This is a genomic window from Rhizobium sp. LCM 4573 (assembly GCF_001854865.1).
Lineage (GTDB): Bacteria > Pseudomonadota > Alphaproteobacteria > Rhizobiales > Rhizobiaceae > Neorhizobium.
The window spans coordinates 21331-35821 of record NZ_MDDW01000024.1 but is presented as its reverse complement, the minus strand read 5'-3'; the positions used below and the strand labels follow the sequence as shown (position 1 = coordinate 35821).

12 protein-coding genes and 1 tRNA gene are annotated in these 14491 nt (G+C 63.0%); 3 read left to right on the top strand and 10 right to left on the bottom strand.

All coding sequences use genetic code 11. The annotated features are described in order from the left end of the window. Positions 1 to 51 precede the first annotated feature (51 nt). Together LCM4573_RS18625 and LCM4573_RS18620 are read right to left on the bottom strand one after the other, a co-directional pair. Positions 52 to 127: transfer RNA gene (locus LCM4573_RS18625), tRNA-Ala, on the bottom strand. A gap of 153 nt (positions 128 to 280) precedes the next feature. After that, positions 281 to 670: a TIGR02300 family protein gene (locus LCM4573_RS18620; RefSeq protein WP_071007878.1), complete on the bottom strand. Its 390-nt coding sequence runs from the start codon at positions 668 to 670 to the stop codon at positions 281 to 283. A 204-nt stretch (positions 671 to 874) separates the two neighbouring features. On the opposite strand from LCM4573_RS18620, the gene LCM4573_RS18615 reads away from it, so the two are divergent. The 3 genes from LCM4573_RS18615 (at position 875) to rpsA (ending at position 4026) form a co-directional block, all read left to right on the top strand. Then, the gene (locus LCM4573_RS18615) at positions 875 to 1516 is read left to right on the top strand and encodes an FMN-binding negative transcriptional regulator (protein ID WP_071007877.1); all 642 of its coding nucleotides are present in this window, start codon (positions 875 to 877) and stop codon (positions 1514 to 1516) included. Between the two features lie 22 nt (positions 1517 to 1538). After that, positions 1539 to 2168, top strand: a complete 630-nt coding sequence (gene cmk / locus LCM4573_RS18610) for a (d)CMP kinase (RefSeq protein ID WP_071007876.1) — start codon at positions 1539 to 1541, stop codon at positions 2166 to 2168. A 151-nt stretch (positions 2169 to 2319) separates the two neighbouring features. Beyond that, complete coding sequence (gene rpsA / locus LCM4573_RS18605) at positions 2320 to 4026, top strand: 30S ribosomal protein S1 (RefSeq protein WP_071007875.1); 1707 nt, start codon at positions 2320 to 2322, stop codon at positions 4024 to 4026. Between the two features lie 114 nt (positions 4027 to 4140). On the opposite strand, the gene LCM4573_RS18600 is transcribed toward rpsA, so the two are convergent. The 8 genes from LCM4573_RS18600 to infB form a co-directional block, all read right to left on the bottom strand. Next, positions 4141 to 5673, bottom strand: coding sequence for a hypothetical protein (locus LCM4573_RS18600; protein WP_071007874.1), 1533 nt, complete (start codon positions 5671 to 5673; stop codon positions 4141 to 4143). 321 nt (positions 5674 to 5994) lie between these two features. Next, positions 5995 to 6861, bottom strand: coding sequence for a DUF817 domain-containing protein (locus LCM4573_RS18595; protein ID WP_071007873.1), 867 nt, complete (start codon positions 6859 to 6861; stop codon positions 5995 to 5997). Beyond that, a complete protein-coding gene (locus LCM4573_RS18590) occupies positions 6861 to 7484 on the bottom strand; it encodes a ribonuclease D (RefSeq protein ID WP_071007872.1) in 624 nt (207 codons plus the stop codon). Before LCM4573_RS18590 ends, LCM4573_RS18595 begins: the two co-directional genes overlap by 1 nt. A 492-nt stretch (positions 7485 to 7976) precedes the next feature. Beyond that, complete coding sequence (locus LCM4573_RS18585) at positions 7977 to 8744, bottom strand: TonB family protein (RefSeq protein WP_244505364.1); 768 nt, start codon at positions 8742 to 8744, stop codon at positions 7977 to 7979. Between the two features lie 161 nt (positions 8745 to 8905). Then, complete coding sequence (gene exbD, locus LCM4573_RS18580; RefSeq protein ID WP_071007870.1) at positions 8906 to 9403, bottom strand: TonB system transport protein ExbD; 498 nt, start codon at positions 9401 to 9403, stop codon at positions 8906 to 8908. Between the two features lie 4 nt (positions 9404 to 9407). Further along, positions 9408 to 10610, bottom strand: coding sequence for a tonB-system energizer ExbB (gene exbB, locus LCM4573_RS18575; protein ID WP_407071755.1), 1203 nt, complete (start codon positions 10608 to 10610; stop codon positions 9408 to 9410). Between the two features lie 254 nt (positions 10611 to 10864). Further along, positions 10865 to 11626: a 2-dehydro-3-deoxy-D-gluconate 5-dehydrogenase KduD gene (gene kduD / locus LCM4573_RS18570; protein WP_071007868.1), complete on the bottom strand. Its 762-nt coding sequence runs from the start codon at positions 11624 to 11626 to the stop codon at positions 10865 to 10867. Between the two features lie 83 nt (positions 11627 to 11709). Beyond that, positions 11710 to 14406 carry a translation initiation factor IF-2 gene (gene infB, locus LCM4573_RS18565; protein WP_071007867.1) on the bottom strand — a complete coding sequence of 899 codons (2697 nt, stop codon included), beginning with the start codon at positions 14404 to 14406 and terminating at the stop codon, positions 11710 to 11712. Positions 14407 to 14491: the final 85 nt, after the last annotated feature.

Sequence of the window (14491 nt, the reverse complement as noted above, 5' to 3'; positions counted from 1 at the left end):
TAACCTGCCTCAAATAGGCCGGCGCACATATCAGTATTCCATAGGGAAATTTGGTGGAGCTAAGCGGGATCGAACCGCTGACCTCTTGCATGCCATGCAAGCGCTCTCCCAGCTGAGCTRTAGCCCCATCAGGGTGGTCCGGTATTTTCCGGTCCTGGGAAACTCGTCGGGGCGGTGTGCCCTTGGGAGTGGCGGCTTATTACTTCCGGTTTTCGCCAAGTGCAAGCCGAAATTTTCGGCCCGGCGATTTTTGTTGAAAGCGCCGGGCCGAATGTGTCGATCAGACTTCGTCGTCGTCGCCGGTCACGCCGATGATGCCGGACATATCGTCGTCGTCTTCGTCCTCGTCGGTCTCGAGGAAGGTATCGTCGTCGTCATCGCCGAGATCGACATCGTCGTCATCGCCCATGTCCGGAAGATCGTCGCCGCCGGAGGCCTCGTCGCCTTCTTCCAGCGATACGAGCTCCACTTCCTGGTTTTCGGTATCGACTTCCTGGACGTCCTCTTCCTCGGCCTGTTCCATCTTCACGGCGGCGCTGTTCTCTTCGAAGAAGGAAAGCGGCCAAGACTTGCCGGTATAGGGGGAGACCACCGGATCACGGTTCAGGTCGTAGAACTTCTTGCCGGTATCCGGGTCGGTACGTTTGGTTCCGAGTTCCGCTTTTGCCACAGTCAGAGCCTCATCAGGATGGCCGAATGGATCGGCACGCCGCTTGAGCGGCAATTGTAGGGTGAAAAATCTAAGCCGGTCCCCATAAGGCTTGCGCCGTTTGATGTCAAAGACAAACTTTCATGGGTTCCATAAGGGCGGTGTGGATGATCTCCTGAGCGCTTTGTGATAGGTACCGCCCATCATGAGCGAAGGACGAGGCGAATGTATCAGCCGCCGCATTTCAGGGAAGAAAATCTCGGCACGCAGCACGCGCTGATCCGTGCTCATCCTCTCGGGCTTCTGGTCACTGCCGGCGCCTCCGGTCTGCTCGCCAATCCGGTACCCTTTCATCTGGATTCCTCTGCCTCCGAAAAGGGCACGCTGAAACTGCACCTCGCCCGCGCCAATGCGCAATGGAAGGACGTTCGCGACGGCGCGCCGGTTCTCGCGGTTTTCCAGGGTGCCGATTCCTATGTCACGCCTTCCTGGTATCAGACGAAGCGTGAAACCGGGAAGGTGGTGCCGACCTGGAACTACGCGATCGTGCAGGCGCGCGGGCCCGCGCGGGTGGTCGAGGATGCCGATTGGCTGCTCGATCAGATCAATGCCATCACGGCGGAGCATGAGGCTCCGCGTGCGACGACTTGGGCGGTCGGCGATGCTCCGGAGGATTTCATCCGCGCTCAGTTGAAGGGCATCGTCGGCATCGAAATCGAGATCACGGAAATCGAAGGCAAGTGGAAGGTCAGCCAGAACAGGCCGGCGGCGGACCGCCGGGGCGTGGCGGAAGGGCTTGCACAAGCGCCCGGCCAAAGCGATATGGCGGAGCTCGTGCGGCTTTATGGTGCCGCGCGCGAAACATAGGCCCTGGGAGAACGTCGGGAACATGATCATCGCCATCGATGGACCGGCCGCGGCCGGCAAGGGCACGCTGTCGCGGAGGATCGCAGAGACCTACGGCTTCCATCATTTGGATACCGGGCTCACCTATCGGGCGACTGCCAAGGCGCTGCTTGACGCGGGATTGCCGCTGGACGACGAACCTGTGGCTGCCGCAATGGCCGGAAAAGTCGAGCTTTCGAGCCTTGATCGCGATATGTTGTCCAGCCACGAAGTCGGAGAGGCCGCATCCAGGATTGCCGTCATGCCTTCGGTCCGCCGGGCGCTGGTCGAGGCGCAGCGTAGCTTTTCGAGACGCGAGCCGGGCACGGTGCTCGACGGCCGCGATATCGGCACGGTGGTTTGCCCTGAGGCGCCGGTGAAGCTCTATGTGACGGCGTCGCCCGAGGTAAGGGCCCGGCGCCGTTATGACGAGATCATCGCCAAGGGTGGCGTGGCCGATTACGAGGCGATCTTCGCTGACGTGAAGAAGCGGGACGAACGCGACATGGGCCGAACCGACAGCCCGCTGAAGCCGGCAGGCGACGCGCACTTGCTTGATACGTCGGAAATGAGTATAGAGGCGGCGTTTCAGGCCGCGAAAGCGATCATAGACGCTGCCTTGAAGACGAAATGAAGACCTGCCGGCTTGCCTGCACGTCGAAAACCCGCAGTTCAGTCCTCGCGCCGGATTGCCTCTGAAAGAAGAGGCGGACTTGGACTTCGGGCGTGTTCAACACGAACCACCGGCGCATCTGTGTCCGAGACGGACACGATCAGGAGATTTCATGTCAGTATCTAACCCCACGCGGGAGGACTTCGCAGCCCTCCTCGAAGAGTCCTTTTCCAAGACCGATCTCGCCGAAGGCTATGTTGCCAAGGGCATCGTGACCGCGATCGAGAAGGACGTAGCCGTCGTCGACGTCGGCCTCAAGGTTGAAGGCCGTATCGCGCTGAAGGAATTCGGCGCCAAGGGCAAGGACGGTTCGCTGAAGGTCGGCGACGAGGTAGAGGTCTATGTCGAGCGCATCGAGAACGCGCTTGGCGAAGCCGTTCTGTCGCGTGAGAAGGCCCGCCGCGAAGAAAGCTGGATTAAGCTCGAAGCCAAGTTCGAGGCCGGCGAGCGCGTCGAAGGCGTCATCTTCAATCAGGTCAAGGGTGGTTTCACCGTCGATCTCGACGGCGCCGTCGCCTTCCTGCCGCGTTCGCAGGTCGACATCCGTCCGATCCGCGACGTCACCCCGCTCATGCACAACCCGCAGCCCTTCGAAATTCTCAAGATGGACAAGCGCCGCGGCAATATCGTCGTTTCGCGCCGTACGGTTCTCGAAGAGTCCCGCGCCGAGCAGCGTTCTGAAATCGTTCAGAACCTCGAGGAAGGCCAGGTTGTCGAGGGTGTCGTCAAGAACATCACCGATTACGGTGCGTTCGTCGATCTCGGCGGCATTGACGGCCTGCTGCACGTCACCGACATGGCATGGCGCCGCGTCAACCATCCGTCGGAAATCCTGAACATCGGCCAGCAGGTCAAGGTTCAGATCATCCGCATCAACCAGGAAACCCACCGCATCTCGCTCGGCATGAAGCAGCTCGAGTCCGATCCGTGGGATGGCATCTCGGCCAAGTATCCGGTCGGCAAGAAGATTTCCGGTACCGTCACGAACATCACCGACTACGGTGCGTTCGTCGAGCTGGAGCCGGGCATCGAAGGCCTGATCCACATTTCCGAAATGTCCTGGACCAAGAAGAACGTACACCCCGGCAAGATCCTGTCCACGAGCCAGGAAGTCGATGTCGTTGTTCTCGAAGTCGATCCGACCAAGCGCCGCATTTCGCTCGGCCTCAAGCAGACGCTGGAAAATCCGTGGCAGGCATTCGCCTACTCGCATCCGGCCGGCACCGAGGTTGAAGGCGAAGTCAAGAACAAGACYGAATTCGGCCTGTTCATTGGCCTCGAAGGCGATGTCGACGGCATGGTTCACCTCTCCGACCTCGATTGGAACCGTCCGGGCGAGCAGGTCATCGAGGAGTTCAACAAGGGCGACGTCGTCAAGGCTGTCGTTCTCGATGTGGACGTCGAGAAGGAGCGCATCTCGCTCGGCATCAAGCAGCTCGGCCGTGACTCGGTCGGTGAAGCTGCCGCTTCAGGCGAACTGCGCAAGAACGCGGTCGTTTCCTGCGAAGTCATCGGCGTCAACGATGGCGGCGTAGAGGTTCGTCTCGTCAACCACGAGGACATCACGTCGTTCATCCGTCGTGCCGATCTCTCGCGTGACCGCGACGAGCAGCGTCCGGAGCGTTTCTCTGTTGGCCAGATTTTCGACGCCCGCGTCGTCAACTTCTCCAAGAAGGACCGCAAGGTCATGCTGTCGATCAAGGCTCTCGAGATCGCGGAAGAGAAGGAAGCCGTTGCCCAGTTCGGTTCGTCCGATTCGGGCGCTTCACTTGGCGACATTCTCGGTGCGGCTCTGAAGAACCGCAACAGCGCCGAGTAATCAGCGCTTCATAGAAATACGAAAGCCGCCGGATAGCTCCGGCGGCTTTTTTCATGGCTGATATCTTTCGTTAACGTCGGTTAAAACCCTCGTCATCCTCGGTTTAACCGAGGATCAGGACCAGCCGGCCATCCGCAAATAGTAATCTTGCGCCTGCGCTGCCGCATCCGCATCCTGGGCGGATGGATCACCCTCTTCTTCGCCGGCTTTCTCCTGTCCGGCTTCTTCGTCCCGGCCATTGAAGCTGCCTTGCCCAGAGGATTGCTGTTCGCCGTCCTCGTCGGTCCGGTCCACTTGCCGCGCCTTCGGCTTCTCGGCTTCCGGTTCCTCGGCGGCCGGCGGATAGGTGACATAGGGGAGTACCAGTCCTTCGCGAACGGCCGCAGCCGCCTGTTGCGGCATTGTCGCCATCTGCTGGGCCATGAGTTCCGGCGGAAGCGGCGGCCCGGCCTTGGCAGCCTGCGCCCCCTCGGCAAGCCTGGCCGGCACTCTCATCGCATCGGATGCACTTTCACTGACCGGAGGATTGYCGTTCGCGCGTCCGGTGGGCTCCTCGTCGGGAAGGGCCGCGGTCTGGGYCTGTGCTTCGGGAGTATCCGTGGAACTGCCTTGGGAAAGAAATGCGCCAGAGCGAAGCGGCCTTGCTTCGCCCTCTCCGGAAAACGCCTCCGTCAGCCATTCTGTTAGGGCTGCGAGCGCCAGCCGTTCCGGATCGTAGGGCACCCGTTGCGGGTGGCGTGTCTGCTCCGGCTCGGCGGAGCGTTGCGACATGCGGATGAGCGCGGGCGCGTCATAGAGCAGCGGCGAGGATGAAGGCGATGGACGAGCGCCTGCAGATGGCCTTTCAGTAACACGCCGTTCGCCTGCCATTCCAGCGGCGATATTGCCGCTTGCCCGGCCGGGGGGATTGCCCTCGTTCGCATGGATCGGAGCTTCGGCCATTCCGGGCTTCGCGCCTCCGGCTCTTGCCGGTGCAGTCTGGTCGACGCGGGGCACCGGTCTCGTCGGCAAGGATGTCTCCATCGCCCTTTGCCCAGGAACTCCGACGTCTCCGCTGCCGGAAGCACCGATGAAAATCCCTTGAGGTTGAGGCGGGCGCCTTTCTCCGCGAGCGGCTCCAGCTTCTACGGGAGTGGTCGCGCTCGCGCCCGGCGGTCGTGGCTCTCCCGTTACATTGGCCGCAGGGCCGGGTGCGGTCGTGGCCGGAGGCGGAGGCTGGATCGGGGATGACGGCCGGGCAGGGGAACCGAGCAGAAGCGTGGCTCCCGCATTCTGGCGATAGGAGCTGGCGACGGCTCTTGCGGCGAGATCGCGCCCAAGGAATTGAGCCATTTCCATGCGAAGGCTGAGTTGTGCCGCCTTGGGGCCTGCCGGGTTCTTGAGTATTTCGGCAAGCAGGCGCAGCGAAACGCCTCTGACGATTTGGTTGAGGCTGCGCTCCAGCGCCGCCCGATCGGCCGGGCTTAATGCCCGGATCGCTTCCGCCAGCCGTTGAGCATAATCGGCGAGCGGTTCGCCATCCTGCCGGTCGATCTTCAGGAGCTTGCCGATCGTTTCGGCAAGGACCGATAGTCCCCGCGCCAGGGATAGCTGGCCGGCGAGCGAGAGGATGTCGAGCCGTCCGCTGGCAAGCGTGCTGGCGCTCATCTCGGCCTCTAGAGGGGCGCTATTGGAATTGCCGGTGTTGGGCGGTGGCTGCACAGCAGCCGGCGGCGCAGGGCTCGGGTGATCGGCGCGCGGCCTGAACGTGGCACTAACCGGAGGCAGCATGGCTCGCTCCATGGTGTCGGGAGACAGCTCGGCTAGTGGTGAAGTGTTTTCACAGCGGAGCGGCGCTGCGGCCGGGATGCCTCATGGCATCGCCAACGCCGAATACACCCTTTTAGTGTGCGAAAATGGTTAACATTCCGCAAATGTATTGGGTCTCGATCTGTTAGACGGGCTTGTGCGGGTCGGCTGCCACGTCCGTTAGCGAGAATCCGGTGCTCGCGGCTTCAGAACCAGCGTCACCAGCACGAAGCTCACATAGAGAAGCAGATACCACGATCCGAGCTTGCCGAGCGAGACCACGTGCCAGGCACGCTGGGTTGGGTAAAGCCAGGTGCCGGTAATCGTTCCGATATTCTCCGCAATCCAGAGAAAGAACGACGAGAGGAAGGCGGCGACGACCAGCGGCATATRCAAGGTCGTCCGGTCGGTGGTGAAGAGAATGTGGACGCGCCGGAAGACGATCACGGTTGCGGCAAACAGCACATAGCGCGCGTCCGGCAGATAGTGGTGGGTGAAAAAGTTCACGTAGATCGCGGCCGCAAGCAGCAGGGTCTGCCACTTCGGCGGATAATGCGTGAACCGCATGTCGAAGATGCGGATCGTGCGGGCCATGAAAGAACCGATTGCRGCATACATGAAGCCGGAAAACAGCGGCACGCCCGCAATCTGAAAGATTGCCGGTTCTGGATAAGCCCACGAGCCCATGTGAACCTTGAAGATCTCCATGATCGTGCCGGTAACGTGATAGATCAGGATGACCCTGGCCTCCTCCCAGCTCTCCATCTTGAAGCGCAGGAAAAGAGCCTGGATGGTCAGGGCGGCAAGGAACAGCGCGTCGTAGCGGTAAAGCGGCCAATCCGGCTGCCAGACGAGTTTGGTGGCGATGATGAGCCCGAGCATGATCGCCGCGAACAGGCAGGCCCAGGCCTGTTTCAGCCCGAAGAGGATGAACTCGGAAAGYCACCAGGGAAGCGCGGTCAGTGCCCGCCGGACGACAAGACGCACCGGCTCGAGATAGGGACCCGTCTCATGGACGGGCCGGGCTTTCGAAACCCGCTGTTCCATCAGCTATGGGCGAAGATGTCGGTTTCTTCCCAGCCGAGCAGGTCCAGCTTGGCGCGCGTGGGCAGGAAGGTGAAGCAGGCCTGCGCCAGTTCCATGCGCCCGTCGCGGATCAGGCGCTCGGTGAGTTTCTGGGCAAGGGCATGCAGGTGGAGCACGTCGGAGGCGGCATATTCGAGCTGCGCCGGGGAAAGCATCTCGGCCGCCCAATCCGATTGCTGCTGCGCCTTGGAGACGTCGATGTCCAGCATCTCCTTGAGGTTGTCTTTGAGGCCGTGTCGGTCGGTATAGGTGCGGGTCAGCCGGGAGGCTATCTTGGTGCAGAAGACGGGTGTCGTCGTCACGCCGAACGTATGGAAGAGCACGGCAATGTCGAAACGTCCGTAATGGAAGATCTTTTGACGATTGGGATCGGCAAGCATGGCGACCAGGTTCGGAGCCTCGCGCTGGCCGGCGGCGATGCGGATGATGTCCGCCGAGCCGTCTCCCGGCGAAAGCTGCACGACGCAGAGGCGGTCGCGCCGCGGCACGAGGCCGAGCGTCTCGGTGTCGATTGCGATCGCGCCCGTATAGCGCGCCGCGTCTTCCGCCGAAATATCTCCTTCATGGTACCGTATTGCCTGCATGCCCGTCTCCGTCCGCACGTGTTCTTGCGTCCGCTATAAACCACGTTTCCAGGGAAGGATACGGGCTTGTGGCCCGCCGCCGCGCCTCGCCTTTCGGTGGATCGCGGGCAGGTGATGCAGATCTGGGCGGATGCTCAAGCATTGCGTCCAGCGCATTGCTGCGTTGCAGCAGCGGGGCTTGGCGTGCTTAATCGATTAGCCTATATGGAGGTCATCCAACGACGCACTCCTCCTCCCAGCGAAGTTGGATAGAGATCGGCAATATCCTCCTCCTCCCAATTGCCGATCAAGTTTAAAAAGCCTGGCGCCTCCTCCTCCCGCGCCAGGCTTTTTTGCTTTTCTGGTTCAATTTCCCCGACATCATCTCACGAGATAACCGTAGAACATCGATCGCGGCCACAGAATGTGGCGCACGATCTGTGATCGCCYCAGGGCAAGATCACTAAAAGCAACCACAGGAGGCTTCCTGTGGTTGTTCTCATTTCGCACCGGTTATGACTGACAATGGAACGGAAGTTGWAGGGCCCCGCTTTCTCCCGGTGGCGGAGCCGGCACGGGAGATGCCTTCTGGACTGCGGAAACCACATAATTGTCGATCCGGGAATCACCAGAAGACCGGCTGACCGAGTACGATGCGATGTTTCCGGAGCCATCAACACGGATGCTGACGGTCACCGTACCATCGCCTGGGCAATTGCGCCGATTCGCTATGYGGGAGACTTTTGTTCTGACTTTCGTTGTCCAATCGGCCTTGCTTTTACCCGAACTTGAAGAGCCTTCCGAAGTTTTGCTGGCAGCCGTGCGGTTCGATTCACGAGTCTGCAGCTTCGCCTGGYTCGCTTCCTTCTGAGCCTGCGGCTGCCGCTGCTTCGGTCTCTCGGCGACCTTCTTCTCTGGCTTGGGCTTCTCAACCTTCTTGGGCTCGGGCTTCGGCTTTTCCTTCACCGGCTGAGGGCGCGTGACAGGAAGCGGTACCTCGACATTTTCCAGCGCCGCCAGCACCTGCTGTTCGATCGGGTCGATTTCCTCGACCGGTTCGGGTTCTGGAGCGGGCTCCGGCTCCACGGGTTCCGCCACGTCTTGAGGCGGCGGCGGTTCGATTGGTTCAGGCTCCACAACGGGTTCGGGAACGGGCTCCGGCAGGGGTTCCGGCTCCGGTTCGTTGGAAGCGCTTTGCACTTCCTGAGAATCCACCGTTTCCGTGGCGACCTGATCTTCTTCCACATTTGCCGCCTCGGGCTCGGGAGCAAGCTCGATCATGATTGCCGCAGGGGGCTGGTTGTCGGCAGCCGCTACCGGCTCCTGGCGCATGAGATAGACTGCGCCCGCGACATGCACCGAAAGCATCAGCACGGCCGCGCCRCTCCAGAGCGCGAGCTCTCCGAGACGCCCCGTGGGGCTGCTGCGGAAGGCAAGCGTGCTCATGGAGCGCCTCCCCCGGCGGAGGGCTGCGTGGCGGCCGGCTGAGCAGCGTCGGAAGCCGGTGCGGCAGCGGCGCTGGAAACGCTTTCCAGGCCCACCAGTGCGATTTTCAGATAGCCGGCGTCACGCAGCAGGTTCATGACTTCCATGAACTGGCCATAGTCGACCGCCTTGTCGGCGCGCAGGAAGATGCGCGTATCCTTGTTGCCCTGCGTGGTCTGCTCGAGTGCGGCCGCAAGGGCTTCCCGTGTGACCGCATCATTGCCGAGATTGAGGGTCAGGTCTTCCTTGACCGTGAGGTAGAGAGGCTCGTCCGGCCGTTCCGCCGGCTTGGCGGAGGACGCGGGCAGGTCGACATTGACATCGACCGTGGCGAGCGGGGCCGCCACCATGAAGATGATCAGGAGAACCAGCATGACGTCGATGAACGGCGTCACGTTTATTTCATGGTTTTCCGAAAGCTCGTCGCCGTGGTTTTCGCGGATGCCGCCGGCCATGGCCTTACTCCCCTGCTACCAGCGATACCGATGCTTTCCGGCCAGGCGGGATCTTGCGGAAATCCAGATCCCGGCTGACGAGGCGCTCCACGCCGGCTGCGGCATCCGCCAGGAGCTGGCGATAACCGGTGATCGAGCGGGYGAAGACGTTGTAGATGACCACCGCCGGAATGGCGGCGACAAGGCCGATCGCGGTGGCCAGCAGGGCTTCGGCGATACCGGGCGCCACCACCGCAAGGTTCGTGGTCTGCGATTCGGAAATGCCGATGAAGGAGTTCATGATGCCCCATACTGTGCCGAAGAGGCCGACGAACGGAGCGGTGGAGCCGATCGTCGCCAGCACGCCCGTGCCGCGCGACATGCGCCGGCCCGCATAGGCTTCGATGCGCGAAAGCGCCGAGGATACGCGCTCCTTCACGCCTTCCCCATGGGTGTGATCGATCGCGGCTTCCGAAAGCTCCACTTCCTCGGCAGCCGCTCGCAGCATCAGAGCGGCAGGGCCTCCGCGGCGCTCGACCGCCTCCACGGCGTCCGAAAGCGTCCGCGAGGTGCGGATCACCTTGATCGTGCGGTTGGCGCGGGTCTTCGCGCCGGCGATCTCCAGCGCCTTGGCAAGCCCGACCGTCCAGGTCACGAGCGAAGCGAAGGCAAGCCCGATCATCACACCCTTCACCACCCAGTCGGCAGCCATGAACATGCCCCAGGGCGAAAGATTGTGGGGCAGGTCGGAGCGCTGCTCGGGCTCCAGGAACTGCGTGAACATATCCGCAGGCTCTTCCGTCGGGGCGGCATCGGCCGCCGGCGTCTGGGCCGGAGCCGCCTGAGCTGCATCGGTAGGTGCGGAAGGCGCAGCGGGGACGGGGGCCGAAGGAGTTTGCGCCTGCTGTGTACCGGCATCCGGCGCTGCCGGCGAGCCCGGCTGAGCAGCGGGAGCTTCCGCCGGGGAGGAGGCGCTAGGTGCGGTTTCCGAAGGCGCTGTATCGGAGGGGGCGGCCAGGGCGGGGCCAGGGGCAGGAATGGACGCCGGTGCCTGTCCTTGGCTGGCAGGCGCTTCGGGCGCCGTAACCTGCGGGGGACTCGTTTCCTGCGTCTGCGCGATCGCCGCAGGCGCCGTCAGCATCAGGGCCGCCAGAAGAACCAGACGCGGCCGATGGGTGGAAGAAACGGGCTTTTTGGCAAAAGACATGGCAGACAACTCTCCGGATATGAAAACAAGCAGGCTGCGCTGCTCTTACGCGTGCCTGCTCCGGCAAACAAAACCATCCGGTCATCGCCCGGTTGTTCCGGGCGGCCCGTGAGGTGTTGCTATCCCGATATTAAAGTTGACTTGCTTTGGCAACTAATAAGTTGAGAGCGGCGCTCACATTATGGAGCGCGGCGGCGCCGGGTAACCGGCGCGATTGGCAAAACACCATGGGCGACGGGCGCCGCCCCATGAAAAGTGCCGGCGCGTGAGTCCGGTCAGCGCGCCAGCCAGCCGCCGTCGACCGGCAGTACGATACCGTGCACATAGTCCGAGGCGGGTGAGGCAAGGAAGACTGCTGCCCCCCCGAGTTCTTCGGGCGCGCCCCAGTGTCCGGCCGGAATGCGTCCCAGGATCGCCGCGTTGCGGTCGGGATCGTTCCGGAGGGCTTCGGTATTGTTGGTCGAGAAGTAGCCGGGCGCGATTGCGTTCACGTTGATGCCCCTGCCGGCCCACTCGCAGGCGAGAAGCCGCGTCAGCCCTGCAAGCCCGCTCTTGGAGGCGGTGTAGGAAGGAATGCGTATGCCGCCCTGGAAGGAAAGCAGCGAGGCGATGTTGATGATCTTGCCGGTCTTGCCCTGGCCTATCAGATGACGCGCGAAGGCCTGGGAAAGGAAGAATACCGTCTTCAGGTTCACGTCCATCACTGCGTCCCAGTCGGCTTCGGTGAAGTCGATCGCGTCGGCGCGGCGGATGATGCCGGCATTGTTAACGAGGATGTCCGCGCGGCCGGTCCAGGCGAGAGCGGCATCGATCACCTCGCCGGCCGGCTCTATGGTAGACAGATCCGCCTTGATCATGTGGCTTCTTCCGCGGCCTTGGGCGGCAATGGCCGCTTCCGTCTCGGCCATGGATGAACGCCCCACCAGGGCGACGTCGGCGCCCGCACCCGCAAGCGCGACYGCGATCGCCTGGCCTAGTCCTGTATTAGCACCGGTGACGATCRCCGTCTTGCCGCTGAGATCGAAYGAAACTGCCATGAACTCTCCTCCTCATCCCTCTTGATCTGACAAGAAAAAACCGCCGGAAATCTCCGGCGGTTTCTGTTTGCTTGGCCCGGCGCTCAGAGCGTGCGCGTGACATGCTCCACGCGGAAGCACTCGATGACGTCGCCGGCGCGGATATCCTCGTAATTCTCGAAGGCCATGCCGCATTCCTGGCCAACCGGCACTTCGGAGACTTCGTCCTTGAAGCGCTTGAGCGTCTTGAGCTTGCCTTCGTGGATGACGACGTTGTCGCGGATGAGGCGTACGCCGGCACCACGCTCGACCTTGCCTTCCGTGACGCGGCAACCCGCGACCTTGCCGATCTTGGTGATGTTGAACACTTCCAGGATTTCGGCATTGCCGAGGAAGGTCTCGCGGCGCTCGGGCGAAAGCAGGCCCGACATCGCCGCCTTCACATCATCCACCAAGTCGTAGATGATGTTGTAATAGCGGATCTCGATGCCGGAACGCTCGGCGAAGGCACGAGCCTGGGCATTGGCGCGAACGTTGAAGCCGATGATCGCCGCATCCGATGCCTCGGCAAGCGAGATATCCGATTCGGTGATACCGCCTGCGCCCGAGTGTACGACGCGGGCGCGGACTTCGTCCGTGCCGAGCTTGTCGAGTGCGCCAATGATGGCTTCGATCGAACCCTGCACGTCGCCCTTGATGACCAGCGGGAACTCCTTGAGGCCGGAAGCCTGGAGCTGGCTCATCATCTGCTCGAGCGAGCCGCGCGAGCCGGACTGGCGGGCAGCCGCCTTGTCGCGGGCAAGCCGCTGGCGGTACTCGGAAATCTCGCGGGCGCGGCTTTCGCTTTCGACGACGGCGAACTTGTCGCCGGCCGCAGGCGTGCCGGAAAGCCCGAGCACTTCAACCGGCATGGCAGGCCCAGCTTCCTTCACATGCTCGCCCTTGTCGTTGACGAGCGCGCGAACGCGGCCCCACTGATCGCCGGCGACGATGATCTGGCCGGGTCTCAGCGTACCCTTCTGTACCAGAACGGTCGCGACGGAGCCGCGGCCGCGGTCGAGCTGGGCTTCGATGACCGTGCCCTCGGCCGTCCGGTTCGGATTGGCCTTGAGGTCCAGGATTTCCGCCTGCAGCAGGATCGCTTCGAGCAGCTTGTCGAGGTTGGTCTGGTTCTTCGCCGATACTTCGACGTCGAGCACTTCACCACCCATGCTTTCCACGAAGACTTCGTGCTGCAGCAGTTCGGTCCGCACCTTCTGCGGGTTGGCCGTCGGCTTGTCGACCTTGTTGATCGCCACGATGATCGGAACGCCGGCCGCCTTGGCGTGATTGATGGATTCCACCGTCTGCGGCATCACGCTGTCGTCGGCCGCGACCACTAGGATCGCGATGTCGGTTGCCTGGGCGCCGCGGGCGCGCATGGCGGTGAAGGCGGCGTGGCCGGGAGTATCGATGAAGGTGATCTTCTGGCCGTTCTGCTCCACCTGATAGGCGCCGATATGCTGGGTGATGCCGCCGGCTTCACCAGCGACGACATTGGCGTGCCGGATTGCATCGAGCAGCGAAGTCTTGCCGTGGTCGACATGGCCCATGATAGTCACGACCGGCGGACGCGACAGCATCTCGCCTTCGTTGTCGGCAACGTCGAAGATGCCTTCCTCGATGTCGGACTCGGAGACGCGCTTGACCGTATGGCCGAATTCGGTGGCGATCAGTTCCGCAAGGTCGGCGTCGATGACGTCGCCCGGCTTCATCATCTGACCTTCCTTCATCAGGTACTTGATGACGTCCACGGAGCGCTCGGACATGCGCTGCGACAGTTCCTGGATGGTAATGGTCTCGGGAAGAATGACTTCACGCACCACCTTCTCGCGCGGCTCCTGCATCTGGCTGCGGCGGAACTTTTCCTGCCGGCGGCGGATCGAAGCGAGCGAACGGCCGCGGGATGCGCCTTCCTCGTCCACGGCGGCCGTGGTCACGGTAAGCTTGCCCTGGCGGCGGCCTTCGTCGCCCTTGGGGCGGGCAGGAACCTTGGCGGGCGCCGGAGCGGCAACCCGGCCGCGGCCGGGTATGCTGCGTGCCGGACCGCGATCGTCATCTTCCTCGTCTCCCGGACGGCGGCCGCGACCGGCGGGCGCCGGTTGCGGAGCGGCTGCGGTCCTGGCCGGCTGCGGACGCTCTTCCGCCGGCCGAGCCGGCGCAACGCGATCGGCGGCCCTTGCTGCGGCCGGAGCCGGAGCTTGGGTGGCCGGCTGTGCGGGTTCCTCGACCGGCTCCGGAGCCGGCTCGGCCGCGCGGCGTGCAGCCTCGGCGGCTTCCTCGGCCTTGCGGCGTTCCTCTTCGGCCCTGCGGCGCGCTTCTTCCTCGGCGCGCTGCTTGGCTTCTTCGACTTCGCGGGCCTGAGCCTCGACCAGCGCGCGGCGGCGTGCCTCCATCTCTCCGGCGGAGAGATCGTGGAGCACGTTCGGGCGCTGCGTCCCGGAGGATTGCGGCCGCTGGCCCTGCGGGGCCTGAGGACGCTGTCCCTGAGGCGCGGGCTGGTGAACGCGCGGCTGCGGACGCTGCTGCTGCACCGGCTGGGCGGCTTCTACCGGCCGCGGCGCCTGCGGTGCGGGCGTGAAAGTCGGCTTTTCGTCTTCGGGGCGAAGAGGACGGCGCTTGCGCGTTTCGACCACGACCGCCTTGCTGCGACCGCGACCGATATCCTGGCGCACGGTGCCCTGGCTCATCCCCGAGGGCTTCAGGGTAAGCGTCTTCTTGCCCGTAACGCTGAGTGTCTTGTCGTCTTTGTTGTCGGTCATTCCGTTCCTGTTCCTTCAAACGAGGATCGGATGGCGACATCAGACCTCGTTTTTCGATGCGTGCATTCCAGTGCGGCGGCCGGCC